Here is a 21,785-nt window from a genome sequence, read left to right as displayed (position 1 = left end):
CCCGGGGGACGGTCATCCCGTCCCCCGGAGCTAACTCCCGGGCCGGGACCCGCCAGGACTCCGCCGGACATAGCTGGAAAGAGTCATCGCCGTGACCGTGTCAGTCACCCCTGGAAGCGCAGCTATCTGCTCCCAAATGTCCTGGATCCGTTCAAGGGATCGTGCTTCGACCCGCACCAACAGGTCAAAATCGCCGCTTACCACGTCGCAGAGAACGACTTCCGGGATGGACTGCAGAACAGCGATAACGTCTGAGCCCCGCACCCGGTCCTTCCGGTAAACCATAAAAAATGCGGAAACACCGCCCTGGCCCGGCGTACCCGAAACAACCGTATAGCCCTGGATGTAACCCAGCCGTTCCATCCGATCGATCCGCTGGCGCACCGCGTTTCGGGAAAGCAGGACCTTCGATGCCAGCTCGGCGTGGCTCATACGGCCGTTTTTCATCAGCTCCGAAAGGATTTCCTGATCGATCTGATCAAGGCTCGCTCGATCCATGTCCACCCTTCACCGCCAAAAGACTCCGCCAACACACCGTGAACCAACCCGGTTCACAGACGGGCCCAAAGACCGATGATACTTCCGCAGCAGCAGAATCAGACCGTAGAGAGCCCTTTCAGCTGCGTACTGTTCGACATGGACGGAACCCTGCTCGATTCAGCAGCAGGGGTGACGGCCAGCGCTGCCAAAGCGCTGGCTGCAGTGGGCGCCCCGGTCCCCTCCCTGGCAGAACTGCGCGCATATATAGGCCCGCCGATGATTGAATCTTTCCGAGGGCCAGCCGGACTCGACGAGGAAACAGCGCAAAAGGCCCTAAGGCATTACCGGCAAACCTACGCAAACGAGGGAGCCAGCCAGTCAAGCCTGTACGAGGGAATCCGTGAGCTGCTGGAGCGGCTCACCACCGCCGGCGTTCCAATGGCCGTAGCCACCTCCAAAGTTGAGGACCAAGCCATCCTCCTGGCACGACGCTTCGGACTGGAACACTACTTCGTCAACATCTGCGGGGCGTCCGACCGGGAGGGAAGATCGTCCAAGGCGGAAGTGCTTGCCGAACTGCTGCTTCGGCTGGACTGTGCAGGCGTGGACCTGTCACATCCGGTCATGGTGGGCGACAGAAGCTACGACGTCGACGGTGCAGCCTCCCATGGGATACCCACCCTTTTCGCTTCCTGGGGCTACGGCGCCGCGTCAGAAGCTTCAGCGGCAGCCCTTGTCACCTCATCACCACAAGCGGTACTGGAAGCCGTCCTGTCCAAAATTGCCGACGGGCCGTAATCCATACCGCATTTTTCGTTGAGTAATTGCATGTTTTCGGGGTCGGCGCTCTTCAAATTCCCGATGTGCGGGTTTCACTATGGACCTCGTGAAGCTCATTGACTTTCAGAAGCACTTGTTCTAGATTCACAGATCACAAACCTGCTAGATCCTTCGCATATTCAGGATTTCTCACATGGGATTGAACTGTGAATGAGTTGAACGGCAATACCGTCATGATTCTTGGCGGCGACGGATATCTGGGCTGGACGCTCGGGCTGGCCATGGCCAGCCGGACAAACCGGCAGGTCGTCCTGGTGGATAACCTCATCAAGCGCCGATGGGAAAAAGAGGCAGGGGCCAAGGTCCTTGTGCCGCTCGAAAGCCCCAAAAACCGCATCGCGAACTATACGCGGATCTTCGGTAAAAAGAACTTGTCGTTTGAGAAGGTCGAACTTCTGGACTCTCAGGCTGTTGAAAATGTGGTGGCCAAGTACCGGCCGGCGGTGGTCATTAACGCGGCCCAGCAGCCCTCCGCGCCGTTCTCCATGAGCAGCGCCAAGAACGCCGCCGCTACATTCTCGAATAATATCGTCGGCCACCTGAATGTGCTGTGGGCCATCGCCGAACGCAGTAAAGAAACCACATACATCAAGCTCGGCTCCGGCGGCTGCTACATGGCCACCGATACCGACTATATTCCGCTGGGCAGGCACGACTTCACCTTCGAGCATCGAGGGAAGCAGCACAAGATCCTGCAGAGCATCATGCCCATGCAGGCCACCGACTTTTACCATCAGTCAAAGATTGCCGACCTGCTGATCGATGACCTCTGCTCCAAGATGTGGGACTTGAAGGTCATTACCGTCCAGCAGGCCACCATCTTTGGCGCGACCATTCCGGAAAACCATTCAAAGGACTGTGGCAGCCTGGCGGCCCGGTTCAATTACGACGCCGTCTTCGGCACGGTTTTCAACCGTTTCATCTGCCAGATGGTCATCGGCCACCCCCTCACTGTCTATGGAGACGGTACCCAGAAGACCGGCTTGATCAGCCTCACGGACACGGCCGATAACTTCCTCAAGCTTGCCGACCTCGATGTTGAACCGGGCGAACACATGATTATGCACAATTACGCCCATCGGTTGAGCATTGGCGAAATCGCACAAAAGCTGGCAGAGATCGATCCTTCGGCGGAAATCCATTACCTCGAGAACCCCCGCCAGGAACCTGCCGGTCAGTTGCAACCGGAAGTGGAATTGCATGAGGCCATCCAGGATACGCACACCAACAAGGAAGAGCGGCTTCAGGCCGAGATGGCCAACATGCTCGAATTCACGCGCCGCTATAAGGACAACATCGACCCGTCTATCATTTTGCCCAAGGTCACATGGTCTGTGGGAGAGACTGCGGCCCTTTAATTCCCTGCGACAATACCTGGCAGTTTTCCCGGTTTAGGCTTTGCTGGAAGCGATCCGGGATGAGATTACCGGCCCCGTGCCAGGAATTCACGGATATGCCCGGCGAGGACTTCGATGTCTTCCAGCTTGGATTTGTGGATGAATGAAATGCGGGTCACGTCTTCGATGGCCTTGATGTAGACATTGCGGTTCATCAAGAAATTGACCAGCGCGGCCGGATCAGGTGTGCGCATTGACAGGATATTGCTCTGACGCGTGCCGTGGTCAATAAAGTCCAGTTCGTGTTCACGCAGGATCGCCTTGATTCCTTCCAGGACTTCAAGGTTCTTCCGTTCGATAACATGCATGCCGACAGTATTGATTTCCCGGAGCGCTGCGTGGAGTGCCACCAGCCCGGTGATGTTCTGGGTGCCATCCTGGAAACGGGCGGCAGTATTTTTCAGCACGTAGGAATTCTCATCGAAATGCTTCACGCTGCGGATGCCCACCCTGCTGTCACGCAGAGCGGGAATGACGCTCTGGCTGACATACATAAAGCCGATGCCCATGCCGGCGCGCAGATACTTCTGGCCACCGCAGACCAGTATGTCCACCGGCGTCCTGCCCACATCGATCGTCCGCACGGCGATGTGCTGGACAGCGTCGATCACCAGGAAGATGCCCCGGCTTCGGCAAATGCCCGAGAGTAATGCCAGGTCCGGCATGAATCCGTCATAGCGCTGGGCTGAGGACATACTTATCGCCTTGGTGCGCGGGCTGATGCTGTCGAGCAAACGCGCGAACGCGGCTTCATTGTCGAGGCCCGTCATCACCTTCACCCGTACGCCGTCTTGACGCTTCCGCAACCAGGGCAGCAGGTTGGCCGGATATTCGTTGCCGAGTACCAGCACCTCGTCGCCGCACCTCAGCGGCAGCGCTTCGCTCGCCATGATGATGCCCTCGGTCGTATTTTTCAGATAAGTGACTTCCTCTGCTTGGCAGTTAATGAGCCGGGCAGCTTCGGCGGCCATATCGTCTGCCACCACGTCATAACAATGAAGCACTTCCGGCGGCCCGTAATGGTAAAAATCATCAATGAAGGTCCGCGTCGCTTCATAAGCGGCCCGGCTCATTGGAGCGACGGAAGCATAATTGAAGAACAGCTTTGGGGACGAGGGCTGCGCGCTGCTGCGAAGCCCGACGCTGAACGCATCAGCCTCGATTGCCGGCGCCAGGACGGCTGGTGTTGTACTCTCCGGCATCTTTGCCTCCCGGGCTGGCACCTTCGCTTAAATCGAAATAAGTGAAGCCGAGACTAATAGGCAGTCAAACCTTCGTCACGAGTAGTCAGTACTCGAAAAAAGCTATTACCTTACGAAGGCATTTCCAGAGTGGGTCGGCAGGCACAGAAGATAGCGTGGCATTTTCAGAAATGAGGCGTCGGCAATGACATTCGCAACAGGTCACCGGCCAAGAATTCCAGGGTCATGTCGTGGGGGCCAGGTTACGGGCAGCGCGGACGACGGCGTTCGTCACCTCCTCGACGCCGGGTGAGTTCAGCGTCCACACCTGCCAGTAGAGCCTCAGTTCCTCGCTCCATGCCGGGTTGAGCTCCACAAGGGAATGGTCCTGGTCCTGCTGGTCCGGCACCATCCCCCAGCCCAGGCCTGCGCGGATTGATTCGACGAACTGGACGGAGTCGGGGATGAAGTGCTGTGGGGGTGCCGCCTCCGGGGCCACCCGGCCAAGGACCGCGAGCTGGTGACTGTCCTTGCGGTCATACTGCATGACGGGGGCAACGGCGAGCGCCGCGGGCGTGGGGCCGTCAGGAAACCAACGCTCAACAAACTCCTGCGATGCCTTGGCGCGGTAGATCATGGCGCCGAGGGGGCGGATGGTGCAGCCTTGGACGGCGCGGGGGTCTGCTGTGACGGCCCCGATGGCGCCACCGGAGCGGAGGAGATCGGAGGTGGCGTGCTCGTCGTCGCGTAACAGTTCGAGGGCTACGCGGCAACCGAGCGCGATATCCCGGATGGCGGACGGGAGCCACGTGGCGATCGAGTCCGCGTTCGCCACAATGGGAACCCGCAGCCTTTCGGCCCGCTCGCCGGATCTCCCGTCGTCCTGGCCGCCGGGCCCGGGACCGCTCAGGGAATGGACCGCCTCGTCGGCGAGCAGCAGGAGTTGCCGGGCGGAGCGGAGGAGCTGTTCCCCGGCAGGGGTGGGTGTCACCGGCTTGAGGCGACGGACAAGCACGCAGCCCACGGAGCGCTCGAGGGCCTTAATACGCTGGCTTACGGCGGAGGGCGTGAGCCTCAGCTCACCCGCGGCGGCCTCAAAGGTTTCGTAGTCGACGACGGCGGTGAGGGCGCGCAGCTGATCAAGTTCCATGAAGCAATTCTAATGAAAGATCAGAAATAGTAAGTTGTCTTTCAGCATCTTGGATCTTACCGTCGTAAGGGTGATCCCTTACCTGACGGGCCTTGGGGCCGGCCTTAGCCTTATCGTCGCCATTGGCGCGCAGAATGCGTTCGTCCTCAAGCAGGGCATCAAGCGTGAGGCTGTACTGGCGGTCGTCCTTGTGTGCCTCCTGAGTGATGCGTTCCTGATCCTCGCCGGAGTCGCAGGGATCGGTGCGCTCATCCAGGGCGCCCCGGTCCTCCTGGCGGCCGTTCGCTGGGTTGGGGTCGCATTCCTCCTCGCTTATGCTGCCTTCGCCGCCAAACGGGCCTTGCAGCCCGGCACATTGAAGGCTTCGACTTCTACGGGCAGGGGGACGGTATGGTCGGCTGCCCTCACCGCAGCCGCCCTGACCTGGCTCAACCCCCACGTGTACCTCGACACACTGGTCCTGCTGGGGTCCCTCGCCAACGCCCAGGGCGGTACCGGCAGGTGGGTCTTCGGCGCCGGTGCCGCTACCGCCAGTGCTCTGTGGTTCCCCCTCGTGGGCTATGGGGCGCGCGGACTCAGCAACTTCTTCGCACGGCCAGCCTCATGGCGGATTCTCGACGGCTGTGTCGCCGTTCTTATGCTTACCCTGGCGGTCGTGCTCGCGATGGGCCACTAAGACCAGGGACGGAGCACGACTTCAGCCCTCGTGATGCGTTCCGGGCCTGCCGATTTGGAGAGGCCGATAGAGGAGATTCAGTCAACCTCCCTCGGCCGGGCAAACCCGCGCTTAATGATCACGCAGAACTGGGTCGATGATAAGGATTTTGTAAGGCTGGTCAGCCGGGCGCTCCTATTCCTGATCTCGTTGCGGCCGGTTGCGTTCCAACTGCACTCTCCTGTCGGATTCCAGCCCAATGGGTGCAGGTATGATCGCGAAAGCATCACAACAATCTGGGGGTTCTTAATGACAGGTGCAGCAGGACGACTGGCTTTCAGTGAGGACGTCAGCCGGGATCTTGAACTGCTTGAGTACGGACTTGACCCGTCCCTTGACTCGCCCTTGCTGCCCAACACGGCCGTGATGGATGCCCTGCAGAATCTGGTCCGGCTGGCCACGCAGTTGTGCGACGCACCGTTCGGCGTCGTGAACATCATCAGTGCCGGGCACCAGCATCAGATCGGGGCCTGGGGTGTGGAGCCAGGGGTGTGCTCCCGCGAGGATTCGATGTGCGCCAAAGTCTTCCTGTCCCGTGAGAAGACGGTCGTTCCGGATGCGTCCCGGGATCCCCGTTTTGCTGACAGCCCGTTCGTGACCGGGGAGATCGGCAGGGTCCGTTTCTACGCGTCCGTTCCACTGGAAACGGTATCCGGATTCGTGCCGGGCACATTGTGTGTCTTTTCCGAAGCCGCCCAGGAGCTGAACCCCGGGCAGGTGGACATGCTGGAGGTCCTGGCGCGGCAGATCGTGGAGCTGTTGGAGCTGCAGCACCGTACCGCCCAGCTGGACAGGGCCTACGCCGAGCTGGAGGAGAGCAATGCCCGGCTCACCGGTTTCGCCGGCCGGGTCAGCCACGACCTTCGCACCCCCTTGACCACGATGCTGGGCTACCTGGAAATGCTGCAGGACGACCCCCGGATCCGGGCTGTCCCCGGCGCCGCAGAGGACCTGGACAAGATCGACGCGTCCGGGCGCCGGATGCTCACAATGCTCGAAGACGTCCTGGATTACTCCCGCGTGGGTGGCGGGATCCAGCCGGAGCGCGCCTCTCTTCAGACGGTGGCCGGCGAAGTCATGTGGGACCTGGGCATCGGCGAGGGCATGGTTGAGGTGCAGGACTTGACCGTCCACGCCGACCGGGGACAGCTGCGGACCTTGCTGCAGAACCTGCTGTCCAATGCGATCAACTACCGCAGCCCCCACCGGGACCTTCGGATCCGCATCAACGGGGTATCCAACTACCACGGCTCCACTATCTTCGTGGCGGACAACGGTAAGGGCATCGCCCCCGAAGACCGGGCGAAAGCCCTGGAACCATTAGTACGGCTGCACCGCGAAGGCGACGGGGCCGGCACGGGCCTGGGACTTGCCACCTGCAGCAGCATCGCCAAGGCCCACGGCGGTGAGCTCACGCTGTCAGAAACACCCGGAGGCGGAACCACCGTCACGGTCAGCTTCCCCGCCGGCTGACCCGCACAGCAAGCGATTCATGGATTCCAGATTCAGGCCGGGCTCACCCGCATCCTAGAAGTAGTAAGTACACTTATCACCATGACTTCTTGCACTCATCAAAATTGGAGTAGCCAGAAGCACTGCAAGGTTGGAGGTGGAAAGCATGGATGAAGCGGCGAAGCGGAGGCTGGAACTCGCAGCACTGGTCGTTGATGGCCTGCAACCGCGGGTTCTTTGGCCCTCCTATTTCGGCCAAGCCCCGTGTTCTGAGTTTGAGTTGGGCGCCTACCTTCATGGCGTCCTCGCCCTTCCCGACTTTGAACACAGTCACGGCACTGACTGGGTGGAGAAGGAAGCCAGGGCAGGACGGCGGCCACCCCAGTCCAATCCGCACGGTTCCGATCAGCCGGATGGTGTGTCGAAAAGGGCTGATGAGGATCACTTGGCTGCCTTGGGAGCGGCGGGCAGGTTCCTTCTCACTCCTGAACGGGCGGAGGAGGAACGGTTGGCATCCTTGCGGGAAACTGACCTCCTTCATACAGGCCCGGAGGAAACTTTTGACCGCATAGTAAATGCTGCCAGAGACTACTTCGGAGTAGGCGCTGCCTCACTGTCACTGATCGCGAAGGATGCCCAGTTCTTCAAGTCCGTTGTCGGCCCTCTCCGGGAGGAGACCCCGCGTCAAATCGCGCTGTGCACAGAGACCGTCAGACGGGACTCGATGCTGGTCATCAACGACACGCTGACTGATGAGCAGTTCGCTTCAAATCCACTTGTCGTCGGGGACCCTTATATCCGCTTCTATGCCGGCTATCCCTTGCACGGTCCGCGAGGGTGGAACATTGGCACCTTGTGCGTCATTGACCAGAAACCCAGGACGTTTACTTCATCTGATGAGGTGGTCCTTCGGTCCCTCGCAGCCATCGTCCAAAATGACATTGACGCACGGACGTTACGGTGATGACGTCGTCACCGGGCTTGGCGCAGGGATTGTCGATGACACAGCTCGCGTTTACGTTCAGGCGTGGCCATGACTCCTGAACAACCGCCGCCCATGGTGGAGCTTCAGACCTTCTGATCAGTGCTGAAAGCGTCGAGGACTTTCTTAGTGGTCTTTCGGGTGTCGCCGCCACCACGTTGAGTGGACGTACCCGGAGCACCATTGATTGCGGCATAATCCTGGCCCAGAACCGCTGCAGCCAAAACGAGGCTTTGTCCATCCTGACAAACGCGTCGAAGGCCAGCGATAAAACGCTGCAGGATCTTGCAAAAGAACTCGTCACCCACCTCTCCGGAGAAACCCCGGCTACCTTCTTCCAAAGTTGATTGGGATCTCGGTCCACTGGGTGGTTCGGTCCCGCCGCGTGAGGGTCATAGTGGAAGGATCTCTAGGATTCTCTATTTCACGTGGATAGTCTGGGGAAGGACGTCACCCTACGTCAGAGGGGGTCAGTAAGAACGTGATCGAAGCAGCTGCAGCGGTCATTGGCCGGAACAATGTCACCATGTCCGGCCGGGATGATGGGCCCGTGATGATGTTTGCCCACGGTTTTGGCTGCGATCAGGCTATGTGGCGGAAGCTGGTGCCCTACTTCGTCAATGACTACCGGCTGGTGCTTTTTGACCATGTTGGCGCGGGAAACTCCGACATCAGCGCGTACGACTGGGAGAAGTACGGGTCGCTGAATGGGTACGCGTCGGACCTGCTGGAGATCTGCGCGGCCCTCGGCCTTGAGGACGTCATCCTGGTGGGCCACAGCGTCAGCACGATGATCGGCGTGATCGCCGCAGTGCAGGACCCCAACCGTTTCTCCCGGCTTGTCCTGCTTGCTCCTTCACCCCGTCATACGGATGACCCGTACGACGGCTACGTGGGCGGGTTTTCGCGGGAAGACATCGAGGGCCTGCTGGCATCTTTGGACAGCAACTATTTCGCCTGGGCCGCGGCCTTGGCGCCGATGGTCATGGGCAACCCGCAGGAGCCGGAATTAGCGGAGGACCTGCGTGCCAGCTTCTGCCGGACAAATCCCGCCATCGCACGCCACTTCGCCGGGGTGACTTTCTTTTCTGACACCCGCCCTGAACTGAAAAAGGTGCACACCGACTGCCTGATTCTGCAGTGCTCCAACGATCGGCTTGCCCCGCCGGAAGTGGGCGCCTACCTGCACAAAAACCTGGAACATAGCACCCTGGTGCAGCTTCAGGCCACCGGGCACTGCCCCCATGTCAGCGCACCGGAGGAAACGGCCCGGGCGATTCTGCACTACCTCGACACCCACTCGTGACAGGCGCCGCCGGCCCTCCCCCACTCGACTCACGGGCGAGGACTCCCCCAAGGCCAATCTCATGCTCCACGTCATGAGCGCCTTCGCCGAACGTTCCCTCATCCGGGAACGCCAGAATTGGGGGGACCGGGAGCGGCATTTCAAGAGTCGTACTTGCCCGCGGTTACGGGATCAGCAGGGAGACCTGGGTCGCTGTCTGGAGTGATCTTTGGTCAGCATCTCTGATCACCACGTCCAATTTTCAACCACTCAGGCTGGCGGCAAAGGTGGTTGAGGAATTTCTGATCAATGCAGAACTCGTCGCCATCGACATCCAACGGGTACTGCTGGCCGACGAAAGCAAATCCGGGACCGAACTCGGCCAAGGTTTGGGCCATCCGCAAGATCATGCCCTCTCAATAGCGTTGTCCCGAGCTTCTTCGGTCAAACGTTTGGGAACAATGGCTGCGGCCATTCTTATGCTGGGTTCAAGCGCCCAGGCTTGAACTCCTCCGCGGCTCTGCCCTCGGCTTCCAGAAGCTTGCCAACTACATGGCCCGTCACAACTCGAAGCCGGCGGAGTCAGGCCCTGACTACACGCTGGCGTCCGCCCCGGTCATGCCAACGACGGCGACGGCGACGGCGACGGGCATATACGACACCAGCAACCCGCTCGGCTGCAACAAACACGTCCAACCACCGAAAGGGTAAAGACCCGCCCGCTCAACTGCAGTCAGTCGAGTAGCGCTACGCCGAACTCAGCGACGACGGCCCGCAATTCCTTGAGGTAGCGCTGCGCTTGGTCGGTGAGCGGAATCGCTGCGTGGCCGATCCAGCCGATCTCGATGCGTTCGTCAACGTCGAGCGGGATGGCGACGATCTCCGGGTCGAGCTGCCCGCTGATGATGCCCGTCGAGATCGTGTAGCCGTGGAGCCCGATCATGAGGTTGAAGATCGTCGCACGGTCAGAGACCCGGATCTCCTGCTTACTGGACAAGGTGGAGAGAATCTCCTCGGCGAAGTAAAAGGAGTTGTTCGCACCTTGATCGAAAGTTAGGCGCGGCAAGCCGGCGAGATCGGCGAGAGTCGCACGCTCTTTAGAGGCGAGCGGGTTGTTCCGGGAAACGAAAATGTGCGGATCGGCGAGGAAAAGCGGAGTGAACCCGAGCCCGGATTCCCGGAGCAGCTTGTCGATGATCTTCCTGTTGAAATCGTTCCGGTAGAGGATGCCTATCTCGCTGCGGAGCGTCCGGACATCCTCGATGATGTCCCAGGTGCGGGACTCACGGAGCGAGAACTCGTATTCGGCCACCTCAGTGGCCTTGACCATCCGGACGAAGGCGTCCACCGCGAACGAGTAGTGCTGCGTTGACACCCCGAGCAAACGTCGCGTCGGTGGCCTACCAAGGTAGCGCTGCTCGAGGAGAGCGAACTGCTCGACGACCTGCCTCGCATAGCCGAGGAACTCTGCCCCGTCGGCGGTGAGGGTAACCCCGCGGGCGGAGCGAACCAGGAGCGCACGGCCCACCCGGGCCTCAAGGTCCTTCATCGCTGCGGACATTGTCGGCTGCGCTACGTAGAGAAGATCGGCAGCCGCGGAGATCGACCCCTCAGCTGCAACTTCTATGAAGTATCGGAGCTGCTGCAGGGTCAATCCGCTCGAAATCTGACGCATAGGAAGATCCTATATGTGCGCATAGTAACCACTAGTTACTTGATACCCCTCCGAAGGCGGCACCATGGATACATCCCCTCGGAAAGGCCGTCTCCGGCCCATCAACGGATTGGCAACGCATTGGCAGACGACTTCACCTTCAGCATCACCACGACCCCCTTCGACGAGAACTACTCCCCGTCGGAAGGCTCCCGGATCACGACGAATTTCGCCAACCTGGCACGGGGCGAGCACCGCCGGGAGAACCTCCGCAACGCCTTGACGATGATTCGCCGACGCTTCAACGATCTCGCAGACTGGGACAACCCGGACCGGGACCGCTACACGCTCGAGCTTGAGATCGTATCCGTGCAGATACAGTTCACCGCGGAAAGCGCAGACCAGCAGTTCCCGCTGTTCGAGGTTCTCGACATCCAGATCGTCGACCAGCTGAACGGGGTCCGCCACCAAGGGATCGTCGGGAACAACTTCTCCTCCTACGTCCGTGACTTCGACTTCAGCGTCGTACTGCCGGCGGCAGCAGGGGACTCAGGCAAGCCCACCTTTCCCGCGGACTTCGGCGATCTTCACGGCAAACTGTTCCAGCAATTCCTCGATTCCCCGGCATGCCAGGAACGCTTCCCGCAGCCGCCAGTGGTCTGCATCAGCGTCTCCACGAGCAAGACGTACCGGCGAACGGAGAACCGTCACCCGGTCCTGGGCGTCGAGTACCAGCAGGACGAGTTCTCGCTGACGGACGCGTACTTCGCAAAGATGGGGCTGCAGGTCCGCTACTTCATGCCACGCGGCAGCGTTGCGCCGCTCGCCTTCTATTTCCGCGGCGACCTGCTCAACGACTACTCCAACCTGCAGCTCATCGGCACGATCAGCACCATGGAGACGTTCCAGAAGATCTACCGCCCGGAGGTCTACAACGCGAACTCCGCCGCCGCCCACGTCTACCAGCCGAGCCTGGGAGAGCAGGATTACTCGCGGACCCAGATCGCTTACGACCGGGTCGAGCGCAGTCAGCTCGCGATCACGCAGGCGAAGTACACGGAGGAGCACTTCATCACCCCCCACAAGGATCTGTTGGACCAGTGGACCGCCAAATACCCCGCTCTCGTCAATTGACCCACGGAGAATCGTCAATCATGAACACACTTTTGCCCACCACCGTTGTCGGAAGCCTGCCGAAACCATCGTGGCTCGCACAGCCGGAGACTCTGTGGTCCCCGTGGAAGCTGGAGGGAGATGCGCTGCTCGAGGGCAAGCAGGATGCTCTGCGCATCGCCATCCACGAACAGAGCCGACGCGGCATCGACATCGTCAGCGACGGCGAGCAAACCCGCCAGCACTTCGTCACGACCTTCATCGAGCATCTCAGCGGGGTCGACTTTGAACAGCGCAAGACCGTGCGCATCCGCGATCGCTACGACGCGAGCGTGCCGACCGTGGTCGGAGCGGTGCGCCGCGAGCGGCCGGTGTTCGTGGAAGACGCAAAGTTCCTCCGCGCAACCACTGACCGGCCGATCAAATGGACTCTTCCCGGTCCAATGACGATGGTGGACACGCTCTACGATGACCACTACAAAAGCCGCGAGAAGCTGGCCTGGGAGTTCGCCGCGATCCTGAACCAGGAGGCGAAAGAACTAGAGGCGGCCGGCGTGGACATCATCCAGTTCGACGAGCCCGCGTTCAATGTCTTCCTCGATGAGGTCAAGGACTGGGGCGTGGCGGCCCTTGAGAGAGCGGCAGAAGGACTGAGCGCGGAGACCGCCGTGCATATCTGCTACGGCTACGGGATCAAGGCGAATACTGACTGGAAGGCGACGCTCGGCCCACAGTGGCGGCAGTACGAGGAATCGTTCCCGCTGCTGCAGAGCTCCAGCATCGACATCATCTCGCTGGAATGTCAAAACTCCCACGTGCCCATGGACCTCATCGAGCTCCTCCGCGGCAAGAAAGTCATGCTCGGGGCAATCGACGTCGCAAGCGAGACCATCGAAACCCCGGAGGACGTCGCCAACACCCTCCGCAAGGCCCTGCAGTTCGTCAATGCGGACAAGCTGATCCCCAGCTCCAACTGCGGCATGGCACCGTTCCCCCGGGACGTCGCACTGGCCAAGCTGAGTGCTCTCAGCGCAGGGGCGAACATCATTCGCGAGGAACTCGCGCGCTCCGCACCCAGGGTGTCATAACCATGTTTCACGCCTACCCCGCAGACACTTGGCTCGAGGCTCCGAAGCAAAGCTTCCCGTCCTCCCTCTCGGCCGACGAATTCAAAGCACTGTTCCGTGGCCACCCGGGAGGTGTCGCCGTCATCACGGCGGACGCCGGCGAAGGACCTGTGGCACTGACGGTATCGTCGGTCGTGTCAGTGAGTGCGGAACCTCCGTCGCTGATTTTCTCGGTCTCGGCACTGTCCTCTGCGTCCGAGGTGCTTTCGCGCGCCCAAACCGTCGTCGTGCACCTGCTGGACGCGCACGACGTCGACTTGGCGAAGTTTGGAGCGACCCCCGGCGCCGACCGCTTTGACCAGACTCACCTCTGGTCGCCCCTTGCAACCGGCGAAGCGGTGTATAACGATGTCCGCGCCTGGGTGCGCTGCGCCGTCATCAATCGCATGGAGGTGGGGACCTCCACAATCATCGCCGTTCACGCCCTGGAGTCCCGCGTGATGCGTGACGTCCAAACGGGCGAACCCGGCGACGCTCTGGTCTACCACAACCGTTCATGGCACCGTCTGGGCGAGCATTCCAAGCTTGAAGGCTGAGCGCCGCGCCAACAATGCGAGGCAGGAAGCCGAGCGGGTCACGCCGGCGCAGATTCCCGGAGCGACGGCATCGCCATAGTTGCCAGCCAGCCCATCTAAAACCACCCACAAGCATGTCCGAGGGGTGGTCATAGAGACCGCCCCTCACGATGAAGGATCCCTTAAACCATGACATCAGCCGTAGCCAGCTCGGGTACCAAGACCGCCTCGACCCCGCAAGAAAATGCGTCGTCTCCGGAAACGTTCCGACTGATGCTCATGATGGCCCTCACGCTCGTTACAGGTGTGGTTGACGCGGTCGGCTACCTTGGACTTGATCGCATCTTCACCGGAAACATGACCGGCAACGTGGTGATTCTTGCGATGGCGTTGGCCGGGGCAGCGAACCTGCCAACTTTGGGCCCGCTGGTAGCACTTCTCGCCTTTCTCCTCGGCGCGGCGATTGCCGGATTCACGCTCCAGTCAAGCCCGAAAGGCTGGAACCGCAGGGTCACGCTTCTTCTCACAGCGGGTTGTATAGCGTTGACGGGAACCGCCGCCATCTCTCTCATCGTGGAAGACGTCGGCCGGCAGTCCATTGGTGTCATTGTTGCCGCCGTTATCGCCATGCACATGGGCTCCCAGGCCCTGATTGCACGGCATTTGGGCGTACGAGACATGACGACGGTGGTCATTACTTCCACCTTGACTTCCCTCGCCGGAGAGTCACTTGTGGGCAAGCAACGCCCCCGGATTCTCAACCGACGGCTGGGCGCTGTCCTCGCTATGTTCGCCGGGGCCGCCATCGGAGTACTCCTGCTCCAGATCCATCTCAGCGTCCCGATCGGCCTCGGCATCGCCATCACCGCCGCTGTGACGGTCCTGGGGAGTCGCCGCTGGCATTGATGCGGTGCATCCCACCGGCTATACCGCACCACGAGCGCGGACGATCGGGGAATCGATCACAGCTTCCCCGATGTGTGTCCAGGCGGCCTGGCGCCGAACGCTTGTTGTCAAAAAGCGCTGTTCTTCGGTCATCCAAAGAGTGCCTGTAAGGGGGCTGTTCCTGCCATGCGCTTTCAGCGGCTTTCGGCAACTCCGAGCAATACGGCTTCCCAGTCGCCCCGCTCATCATCGGAGCGATCCTCGGCCCCCTGGCAGAACAACAGCTGAGAAGGGCAATGTCCATCGCAGACGGCGACTTCGCCGCCCTCGTCTCCACACCCTTCTCCATCGCCGCCTACGTCATCGTGATACTCGTGGCCATCGTTCCGCAGTTCATGAAGCGCTGGGAACGCCGAACGGCGAAAGAAGTGGGCGCACTTCCTGAATTCGTGCATGCTGCCACTTCTGCAACGGACAAAGACTAGCTGTACAGCGAAAGGATGAGGGCGGTGGGGCAACCCGCCCTCATCCTTTCGCTGTATGTCTGGCAGCCAAATTCGTTGCCTCGCGGTTTCCTGGGTCTAGTCAACTTGGACTACACCCAAATCTGACAATCTTCCGTACTCGTCTTGACTTCTTTCTGAGACAGGCCTAGAACTCAAGCTGACTGGTTCAGGGTGTGGAGGTAATACGTGGATGGACAGCGGATCGGGTACGTGCGTGTAAGCACTCTGGATCAGAACGAGAAACGTCCGCTTGAAAGCCAGGTTTGGACCGGGTCTTCACGAACAAGGCCTCCGGCAGGGACACCTCGCGACCGCAACTTACGGAACTGCTTCTGTTCGCCCGAGACGGCGACACCGTCGTGGTGCACAGCATGGACAGGCTCGCCCGGAACCTCGATGACCTGCGCGCTCTCGTGCAGGGCCTCACCCGAAAGGGTGTGCGGGTGGAGTTCGTCAAAGAGAGCTTGGTCTTCACTGGTGAAGACTCCCCCATGGCAAACCTCATGCTCTCGGTCATGGGTGCGTTTGCAGAATTTGAACGTTCCCTTATCAGGGAACGCCAGCGGGAAGGCATCGCCCTGGCAAAGCAGCGCGGTGCGTACAAAGGGCGGAAGAAGACCCTCACCCCCGAACGGGCAGCCGAGCTGGTCCACCGTGCCGGCAGCGGCGTTTCGAAAGTCGTTCTCGCCCGTGACTACGGAATTAGTCGCGAGACTGTCTACCAATACCTGCGCCAAGCTCATTCGGGGGTACTCCCACCCACCGCAGCCGCTTTGCGGGAGACGAGCACAACCAGCTAAAGACACCCTGATTTTCCCCGGGGTCTCAGCGCGGCGGCCCGTCGTCGAGGACGGGCTACGGGCGGGTAGGTAGAGTTCAACAGTGACATCGCTGATCCCCGCCCGAGCACACGTATTCGTTGACGAGTCCAAATCCAAGGCCTATTACATTGTCGCTTCCGTAATAGCACCGGCGGACGTCAGTGTGGCCAGGAAGGCGGTCGCTGCGTTGAACCGTGCAGGTCAGCGCAGAATCCATTTCAAGAGTGAAAGCGATGCTTCACGGAAGGCCTTCCTGAAAGGTGCAATCGAAGCCGGAGTTACCACCCGCGTGTAGGCTGCTCTGAACCTGCCGGACAAGATAGCCCGTCCCCTGTGCCTGCGCTATCTCCTTGAGGACCTCACTTCCGCTGGTGCAGCTCGATTGGTCTTGGAAAGCGACGCGTCCCTCGAAAAGGCGGACCGGCGGGTCATCGCTTCGCATCTCGCGTCAGTCAATGCAACGGGCAAGCTGGAATATGGACACCGCCGGCCCCACGAGGAACCTCTGCTGTGGGTCAGTGACGCAGTCGCTTGGTGCCACCAGAAAGGTGGAGATTGGATCAGGTTAGCGAGTCCACTCGTACAGGAAGTCGTGGACTGCGTCGATTAACAGACGCGGGCCCGGCTCGTCATACCATCCGGAAGACTGCCAGACCCACTTCGCAGAGCTAATGCCCTTTGCACACTTCACTCTATATGGCACGAATCGTGCAAACAAGCGCGAGCCGCATCCGTCCTCAACCACTCCTTGCCGGTCTTCCCTCGTGTGCCCTTAGGGCTAGACGCAAGGGACGAACCATCACAGAATCGGGTGCGCGAGTAGACGCGACAACTGGCACCCGCCGTAGCTATCGCTTGGTTGACGAAATCGCTGTTATCGGCGTTCGAAAATGCGCGGTGGAGAGGGTTGCCTGGGCCTTCTTTACCCACCCATAGGGGCCTTTGGTGCGGGCACAGCCGTGCTGCGTCTCTCAGGCTGACGCCCGGCGTACAAGTTCGGTGGGGATGGTGATGGCCGCGGGGCGCTTGCCGTTGATGACATCCAGGAGCAGGCGGACCATTTCCTCGCTGATGCGTTCGAAGGGCTGGCGCACGGTGGTGAGCGCCGGGGTAGCAGTGGAGGACGCGCTGATGTCATCGAAGCCGACGACGGCGACGTCCTCAGGTATCCGGCGTCCCGCCTCGTGGAGCACTTCCAGGGCGCCGAGGGCCATGAGGTCGTTGGCGGCGAAAACAGCGTCGATATCGGGAGCGCGGTCCAGGAGTTCGCGCATTCCCTTCGCGCCGCTTTCCTTGCTGTAGTCACCGTGGGCAATGAGCGCCTCATCAATGTCCGCGCCTTGATCGTCGCGGTAGGCCTCAAACCTGCGGATACCGCCAGAGGTGTGCTGCGGCCCCGTGATCGTGGCAATCCGCCGGCGGCCAGCGTCCCGAAGGTACCGCAGCACGTCGCGGGCACCTTCGTAGTCGTCGGCCCCAACGTGGCCCATCTTCTTCTCGAACCCAAGGGGGATGCCGCAGGAGATGGCAGGGATGCCGGCGGAAATGATGTCCGAGATGATTCCCTTCCGGGTGGCATTCGAGGACACCAGCAACACGCCGTCCACATGGCCTGTTGTGAGGAAATCGGTGGCGCGGCGCTGCTCGTCGTCGCTGCCGGCCAGGATCAGGACCAGCGGAATGTCATGGACTGCCAAGGCATTTGCCGCAGCGCGCATGAGGACGGCGAGGTTGCGGTCCTCGAACAGCCGGTCATGCGTTTCCGTTAGCAGGAAGGCCACCGAGTTTGCGCGCTTGGTGGCCAGGTTCCGGGCATGGGGGTTGACTCGGTACCCGGTCTTTTTGATCGCGGCATTGACGGCCTCCAGAGCGGACCGGCTGACCCAGTGTCCGCCGTTCAGTACCCTGGAAACGGTGCCGCGCGAGACCCCGGCTTCCTTGGCCACGTCGTCAATCTTTGGCCTCGGCCGGGGAGTCGACTTGGTCATGGTCGAGGGATGCGTACGGCTGCTGCCGTCTGCGGGAAGGGTCTGCATGTAAGGGGCAGGGGCGATGTACTGAACATTTCCAATTGTTTGGTCAGGCATCCGGTCCGTCCTGAAATGGGAGATCCTGTCATTAGTTGTCCCGGATTTTGTCGCAGTATGTGCAGCCGGGGACGAAGCCAAGTGACAGTATGAGCCAGTCTGTCAGGTGTGATTGATCCCCCGGTTCCCTATGTCCGCAGAGAGCGCAACTGTGTGCTTCGGGCGGCGACGGCAGGGGACGCATGCAGGACAAAGCCTTCTCTGCGCCACCGAAGATGGCACGGATCCTGCCGATCATTGAATCCTCCTCCTGCTGCGGGCGGCGATGATGCTATCGGTGCTAAGGGCGAGCAGAGCAAGCCAGACGACTCCGAAGCAGATCCAGCGTTCCGTGCTCCGACCCTCGTCGAGGACGGTTATGGCGATCGCGAACTGCAGTAAGGGCGTCGTGTATTGCAGCAAGCGATGGTTGTTCTCGGAAGTCGCCGGGCTGCTGCGCCAAAGACGAGAAGAGGTACCGCTGTGATGAGTCCACCAGAAGCCAGCAGCCAAAAGCGGGTCGGTCCGTTCGCGAAAATGGTCAGCATCTGGTGGGCACCCAGGGCGCAAACGATCAGTCGAGCCGCGGCTCATGAACGGCAGGGCCGGTTCCTGCGCCTGCCTGCAGTCCGGCAGATGTTGACATGGTCGGGACATTACCGACATTGCTTAAAGAACACTCGTTCCTTTCGACTATACCGAACGTTTTATCGTAGAAACTAGTTTTGCGTCAACTATTGACGGACCCGTTTATCGCCCTTAGCGTTTCCTGTCAGCGCCAGTGCACAACTTGCGTCCGGTGCTACCGAACGATGCCGCAAAGGGTGGGCACGCGAAACTTAAGGAAACAGGACACATGGGTTTGCTTCAATCGAAGGTTGCGTTCGTTACAGGAATTGCCCGCGGTCAGGGCCGCTCGCATGCTGTCACACTCGCGAAGGAGGGGGCGGACATTATCGGGCTGGACCTTTGCGAAAAACTGGATTCCACGGTGTACCCCGGATCTACACTTGCCGATCTACAAGAGACCATCCGGCTTGTGGAAGCGACTGGCCAGCGGATCGTCGCTGAGGTGGCGGATGTCCGCGACCTCCCGCAGGTAGAGAAAGTGTTTCAGCGCGGTATCGAGGAGTTCGGACATGTTGACTTCGTAGTCGCCAACGCCGGCATCTTCGCCTCCGGAAAGTTCTGGGAAATTGAACCGACAGCATGGCAAGAAATGCTGGACATCAATCTCACCGGCGTATGGAACACGGTCCGCGTTGCGGCGCCCTCGATGATTGCCCGCAATCAGGGTGGTTCCATCGTCATCACAGGATCAACGGAGTCTATCAAGGGCATGGCCAACACGGCCTCCTATTCGGCAGCCAAGCATGGCGTCACAGGGCTCATGCGGACGATGGCCAACGAACTCGGTGAATACGGCATCCGGGTCAACACCGTCAACCCCACATGCGTGGATACCAACATGATTCAGAACGAAGGCGTTTACCGCCTGTTTCAACCGCAGGCCGAGACCCATACGCGAGAATCGGTTGCCGGCGCTTTCGCCTCCACGAATGTCATCCCGGTGCCGTGGATTGAGCCGAGCGACGTCAGCCAGTCCATTTTGTGGCTGCTGTCCGATGCCTCCCGGTATATCACCGGCGCTGCCCTGCCCGTTGACGCCGGCTTCACAATCAAGTGAGCATGGAACGAAGAGGACATGACATGAACGACTACAGGATGCGCCGATTTGAAGGTAAGAACGTCGTGGTAACGGGTGGAGCGCAAGGCATCGGCAAGGCCATCGCTGAACGCTTCACCCGGGAAGGGGCCCGCGTCTTCATCGCCGACCTTCAGGAGGAAAAGGCGAAAGAAGTTGCTCTCAAGCTGGGCGGCTTCAGTACACGATGCGATGTCCGCAGTGCCCAGGACGTGGACCAAATGATTGCAGAAGCCATTTCCACTCTCGGCTCCATCGACGTACTCTGCAACAACGCTGGAACCATCACCATGCGGTCAACAGTCGAGTTAACCGAAGAAGACTGGGATCAGAACATGGACGTCAATGCCAAGGGAACATTCCTTTGCACCCGCGCCGTCCTCCCCCACATGCTTGAACGGAAGCAAGGCGCGATAGTCAATACGGCGTCCCAGGCCGGTAAACGCGGTTACAAGTTGTTCACCCACTACTGCGCCTCCAAAGCCGCAGTGATCCTCTTCAGCAAGGGTGTAGCGCTAGAGGTCGCGCCTTACGTTCGCATCAACTGTGTCTGCCCGGGCATTGTCAGCACAGACATGATGGAGCGGGAATATGCCTGGGAGGAAGAAATGACGGGCGATACTAAAGCCACTATCCAGGAACGCTGGATGTCGGGGATCCCCATGCAGCGCTTTCAAACACCGGATCATATCGCCGGGGTGGTTGCCTTCCTCGCCTCCGAGGACGCCAGTGAGATGACCGGCCAGGCCATCAACGTTACTGGCGGCATGGTTATGGAATGAGTGCCGCAACGAACCGCCCGCTGCGATGGGGGATCCTTTCCCCGGCTCGCATCGCTGATGACGTCCTGCCCGGGTTGATTTCTTCAACCCGGAATCAGCCTGTGGGTGTGGCCAGCCGCGATCCACAACGGGCCAAATCATTCGCGGAACGGTTCGGCCTTGACCGCATATACACCTCGTATCAATCCTTGCTCGAGGATCCTGATATCGACTGCGTCTACATTCCTCTACCGAACAGCCTTCATGGCGAATGGGTACGACAGGCGATCAACAACGGGAAACATGTTCTCTGCGAAAAACCGCTCGTCACCATGGCGGCTGAGGCTCAAGAGCTTTTCGCTCTTGCTGATTCACAAGGCGTCCATCTTGCAGAAGCATTTATGTTTCGCCATCACCCCAAGACGCACGCCCTGATGGATTTGGCCCAGTCAGGAGCCCTTGGCGCGATCCATACTGTCCGTTCATCATTTAATTTCATGACAGAGACCCCGGAAGACGACATCAGATTCCGGTCAGATTTGGGCGGAGGTGCCCTCCGGGACGTTGGATCCTACTGTGTGAGCCTCAGCAACCTGTTACTCGGCGACGCTCCTGTTGAAGTCCAGGCAGCGTCAGTACCATCCCCCCTGGGCGTGGCTGAGCGCTTTTACGGAACGATGCGCTACCCAAATGGTGCCGTTGCACAGTTTGACTGCTCCATGCGTTCTCCCCTGTCGGTACATGTTTCCGTGCTGGGCGAAAAGGCAGAGGCGATCGTGGCCATGCCCTGGTACGCCCACAAGGCGCCACACTCCATTCAGCTCAAAGTGCACGGAGGGGATGAGACGCTCCTCGCCGTGCCCGACACGAACGCCTACTTCCTGGAAACTGAAGCCTTCGCTGCGACAGTGCGCGGTGAGCGGCCACCGGAAATTCCGGGATTAGAAACAGTCAGAAATCTGGAGACCCTGGAGCGCTTAGCGGCGTCGGCGACTCCAGGGCCCACAATTCCCGCAACCACGCAATAACCACCCGATTTGCCGGCGCCGTCCCAGCCGGCTTCCTGCTTAAATGCGCAGTCAACGGACATCAGTCCCAACACTACGCAAATGATCTTCCGTCGCTGTTTCTGCAGGCAGGCGAAGCACCA

At 60.3% G+C, this 21,785-nt stretch carries 21 protein-coding genes and 1 pseudogene; 17 read left to right on the top strand and 5 right to left on the bottom strand.

Annotation, left to right across the window (positions count from 1 at the left end):
• Positions 1–30: 30 nt before the first annotated feature.
• Positions 31–498, bottom strand: a complete 468-nt coding sequence (locus tag AC3A4Z_RS18600; RefSeq protein ID WP_498713187.1) for an Lrp/AsnC family transcriptional regulator — start codon at positions 496–498, stop codon at positions 31–33.
• Between the two features lie 75 nt (positions 499–573).
• Between AC3A4Z_RS18600 and AC3A4Z_RS18595 the strand changes: the two genes are divergently transcribed.
• Complete coding sequence (locus AC3A4Z_RS18595; RefSeq protein WP_498713185.1) at positions 574–1,278, top strand: HAD hydrolase-like protein; 705 nt, start codon at positions 574–576, stop codon at positions 1,276–1,278.
• Positions 1,279–1,466: 188 nt separating this feature from the next.
• A complete protein-coding gene (locus AC3A4Z_RS18590) occupies positions 1,467–2,678 on the top strand; it encodes an NAD-dependent epimerase/dehydratase family protein (protein WP_498713183.1) in 1,212 nt (403 codons plus the stop codon).
• Between the two features lie 65 nt (positions 2,679–2,743).
• Here the strand turns inward: AC3A4Z_RS18590 and AC3A4Z_RS18585 are convergent, their stop codons facing one another.
• The gene (locus tag AC3A4Z_RS18585) at positions 2,744–3,919 is read right to left on the bottom strand and encodes an aminotransferase class V-fold PLP-dependent enzyme (protein WP_498713181.1); all 1,176 of its coding nucleotides are present in this window, start codon (positions 3,917–3,919) and stop codon (positions 2,744–2,746) included.
• A 223-nt stretch (positions 3,920–4,142) separates the two neighbouring features.
• Positions 4,143–5,048: an ArgP/LysG family DNA-binding transcriptional regulator gene (locus AC3A4Z_RS18580; RefSeq protein ID WP_498713180.1), complete on the bottom strand. Its 906-nt coding sequence runs from the start codon at positions 5,046–5,048 to the stop codon at positions 4,143–4,145.
• A gap of 70 nt (positions 5,049–5,118) precedes the next feature.
• On the opposite strand from AC3A4Z_RS18580, the gene AC3A4Z_RS18575 reads away from it, so the two are divergent.
• From AC3A4Z_RS18575 to AC3A4Z_RS18555, 5 genes are all read left to right on the top strand, one after another.
• Positions 5,119–5,724 carry a LysE/ArgO family amino acid transporter gene (locus tag AC3A4Z_RS18575; protein ID WP_498713178.1) on the top strand — a complete coding sequence of 202 codons (606 nt, stop codon included), beginning with the start codon at positions 5,119–5,121 and terminating at the stop codon, positions 5,722–5,724.
• Between the two features lie 288 nt (positions 5,725–6,012).
• The gene (locus tag AC3A4Z_RS18570; protein WP_498713176.1) at positions 6,013–7,236 is read left to right on the top strand and encodes a sensor histidine kinase; all 1,224 of its coding nucleotides are present in this window, start codon (positions 6,013–6,015) and stop codon (positions 7,234–7,236) included.
• A gap of 145 nt (positions 7,237–7,381) precedes the next feature.
• Positions 7,382–8,179: a GAF domain-containing protein gene (locus AC3A4Z_RS18565; protein ID WP_498713362.1), complete on the top strand. Its 798-nt coding sequence runs from the start codon at positions 7,382–7,384 to the stop codon at positions 8,177–8,179.
• A gap of 499 nt (positions 8,180–8,678) precedes the next feature.
• Positions 8,679–9,503 carry an alpha/beta fold hydrolase gene (locus tag AC3A4Z_RS18560; protein ID WP_498713174.1) on the top strand — a complete coding sequence of 275 codons (825 nt, stop codon included), beginning with the start codon at positions 8,679–8,681 and terminating at the stop codon, positions 9,501–9,503.
• Positions 9,504–9,769: 266 nt separating this feature from the next.
• Entirely contained in the window at positions 9,770–9,988 is a 219-nt protein-coding gene (locus tag AC3A4Z_RS18555) for a hypothetical protein (protein ID WP_498713172.1), read from the top strand.
• Positions 9,989–10,215: 227 nt separating this feature from the next.
• Here the strand turns inward: AC3A4Z_RS18555 and AC3A4Z_RS18550 are convergent, their stop codons facing one another.
• Complete coding sequence (locus AC3A4Z_RS18550) at positions 10,216–11,157, bottom strand: LysR family transcriptional regulator (RefSeq protein ID WP_498713170.1); 942 nt, start codon at positions 11,155–11,157, stop codon at positions 10,216–10,218.
• Positions 11,158–11,277: 120 nt separating this feature from the next.
• On the opposite strand from AC3A4Z_RS18550, the gene AC3A4Z_RS18545 reads away from it, so the two are divergent.
• The 7 genes and pseudogenes from AC3A4Z_RS18545 to AC3A4Z_RS18515 all read left to right on the top strand — a co-directional run bounded on the left by AC3A4Z_RS18545 (position 11,278) and on the right by AC3A4Z_RS18515 (position 16,398).
• Entirely contained in the window at positions 11,278–12,270 is a 993-nt protein-coding gene (locus tag AC3A4Z_RS18545; protein ID WP_498713168.1) for a DUF1852 domain-containing protein, read from the top strand.
• A 20-nt stretch (positions 12,271–12,290) separates the two neighbouring features.
• On the top strand, positions 12,291–13,337 hold the full coding sequence (locus AC3A4Z_RS18540; protein ID WP_498713166.1) for a methionine synthase: 1,047 nt from the start codon (positions 12,291–12,293) through the stop codon (positions 13,335–13,337).
• Positions 13,338–13,339: 2 nt separating this feature from the next.
• A complete protein-coding gene (locus AC3A4Z_RS18535; RefSeq protein ID WP_498713164.1) occupies positions 13,340–13,912 on the top strand; it encodes a flavin reductase family protein in 573 nt (190 codons plus the stop codon).
• A 168-nt stretch (positions 13,913–14,080) separates the two neighbouring features.
• A complete protein-coding gene (locus tag AC3A4Z_RS18530) occupies positions 14,081–14,797 on the top strand; it encodes a YoaK family protein (protein WP_498713162.1) in 717 nt (238 codons plus the stop codon).
• Between the two features lie 275 nt (positions 14,798–15,072).
• Positions 15,073–15,261: a hypothetical protein gene (locus AC3A4Z_RS18525; RefSeq protein WP_498713160.1), complete on the top strand. Its 189-nt coding sequence runs from the start codon at positions 15,073–15,075 to the stop codon at positions 15,259–15,261.
• A 207-nt stretch (positions 15,262–15,468) separates the two neighbouring features.
• Positions 15,469–16,082 (top strand): annotated as a pseudogene (locus tag AC3A4Z_RS18520) (recombinase family protein).
• 82 nt (positions 16,083–16,164) lie between these two features.
• Complete coding sequence (locus AC3A4Z_RS18515; protein WP_498713158.1) at positions 16,165–16,398, top strand: hypothetical protein; 234 nt, start codon at positions 16,165–16,167, stop codon at positions 16,396–16,398.
• Between the two features lie 676 nt (positions 16,399–17,074).
• Here the strand turns inward: AC3A4Z_RS18515 and AC3A4Z_RS18510 are convergent.
• Positions 17,075–18,091 carry a LacI family DNA-binding transcriptional regulator gene (locus AC3A4Z_RS18510; protein WP_498713360.1) on the bottom strand — a complete coding sequence of 339 codons (1,017 nt, stop codon included), beginning with the start codon at positions 18,089–18,091 and terminating at the stop codon, positions 17,075–17,077.
• Positions 18,092–19,025: 934 nt separating this feature from the next.
• Between AC3A4Z_RS18510 and AC3A4Z_RS18505 the strand changes: the two genes are divergently transcribed.
• Genes AC3A4Z_RS18505 through AC3A4Z_RS18495 form a run of 3 tightly spaced genes read left to right on the top strand, consistent with a single transcriptional unit; the run spans position 19,026 to position 21,663 of the window.
• Complete coding sequence (locus AC3A4Z_RS18505) at positions 19,026–19,856, top strand: mycofactocin-coupled SDR family oxidoreductase (protein WP_498713156.1); 831 nt, start codon at positions 19,026–19,028, stop codon at positions 19,854–19,856.
• Between the two features lie 23 nt (positions 19,857–19,879).
• On the top strand, positions 19,880–20,656 hold the full coding sequence (locus tag AC3A4Z_RS18500; RefSeq protein WP_498713153.1) for an SDR family NAD(P)-dependent oxidoreductase: 777 nt from the start codon (positions 19,880–19,882) through the stop codon (positions 20,654–20,656).
• Positions 20,653–21,663 carry a Gfo/Idh/MocA family protein gene (locus tag AC3A4Z_RS18495; RefSeq protein WP_498713151.1) on the top strand — a complete coding sequence of 337 codons (1,011 nt, stop codon included), beginning with the start codon at positions 20,653–20,655 and terminating at the stop codon, positions 21,661–21,663. The genes AC3A4Z_RS18500 and AC3A4Z_RS18495 overlap by 4 nt, the downstream gene beginning before the upstream one ends.
• The last annotated feature ends 122 nt before the right edge of the window (positions 21,664–21,785 follow it).

This window comes from Arthrobacter sp. Soil_C_49, from assembly GCF_057656635.1.
This window is presented reverse-complemented; position numbering and strand designations above follow the sequence as displayed.

Bases quoted from the DNA above. Each gene is read 5' to 3' on its own strand.
- AC3A4Z_RS18600 (WP_498713187.1), bottom strand. From the start codon at position 498: ATGGATCGAGCGAGCCTTGATCAGATCGATCAGGAAATCCTTTCGGAG.
- AC3A4Z_RS18595 (WP_498713185.1), top strand. From the start codon at position 574: ATGATACTTCCGCAGCAGCAGAATCAGACCGTAGAGAGCCCTTTCAGC.
- AC3A4Z_RS18585 (WP_498713181.1), bottom strand. From the start codon at position 3,919: ATGCCGGAGAGTACAACACCAGCCGTCCTGGCGCCGGCAATCGAGGCT.
- AC3A4Z_RS18580 (WP_498713180.1), bottom strand. From the start codon at position 5,048: ATGGAACTTGATCAGCTGCGCGCCCTCACCGCCGTCGTCGACTACGAA.
- AC3A4Z_RS18570 (WP_498713176.1), top strand. From the start codon at position 6,013: ATGACAGGTGCAGCAGGACGACTGGCTTTCAGTGAGGACGTCAGCCGG.
- AC3A4Z_RS18565 (WP_498713362.1), top strand. From the start codon at position 7,382: ATGGATGAAGCGGCGAAGCGGAGGCTGGAACTCGCAGCACTGGTCGTT.
- AC3A4Z_RS18550 (WP_498713170.1), bottom strand. From the start codon at position 11,157: ATGCGTCAGATTTCGAGCGGATTGACCCTGCAGCAGCTCCGATACTTC.
- AC3A4Z_RS18540 (WP_498713166.1), top strand. From the start codon at position 12,291: ATGAACACACTTTTGCCCACCACCGTTGTCGGAAGCCTGCCGAAACCA.
- AC3A4Z_RS18535 (WP_498713164.1), top strand. From the start codon at position 13,340: ATGTTTCACGCCTACCCCGCAGACACTTGGCTCGAGGCTCCGAAGCAA.
- AC3A4Z_RS18530 (WP_498713162.1), top strand. From the start codon at position 14,081: ATGACATCAGCCGTAGCCAGCTCGGGTACCAAGACCGCCTCGACCCCG.
- AC3A4Z_RS18525 (WP_498713160.1), top strand. From the start codon at position 15,073: ATGTCCATCGCAGACGGCGACTTCGCCGCCCTCGTCTCCACACCCTTC.
- AC3A4Z_RS18510 (WP_498713360.1), bottom strand. From the start codon at position 18,091: ATGACCAAGTCGACTCCCCGGCCGAGGCCAAAGATTGACGACGTGGCC.
- AC3A4Z_RS18505 (WP_498713156.1), top strand. From the start codon at position 19,026: ATGGGTTTGCTTCAATCGAAGGTTGCGTTCGTTACAGGAATTGCCCGC.
- AC3A4Z_RS18500 (WP_498713153.1), top strand. From the start codon at position 19,880: ATGAACGACTACAGGATGCGCCGATTTGAAGGTAAGAACGTCGTGGTA.
- AC3A4Z_RS18495 (WP_498713151.1), top strand. From the start codon at position 20,653: ATGAGTGCCGCAACGAACCGCCCGCTGCGATGGGGGATCCTTTCCCCG.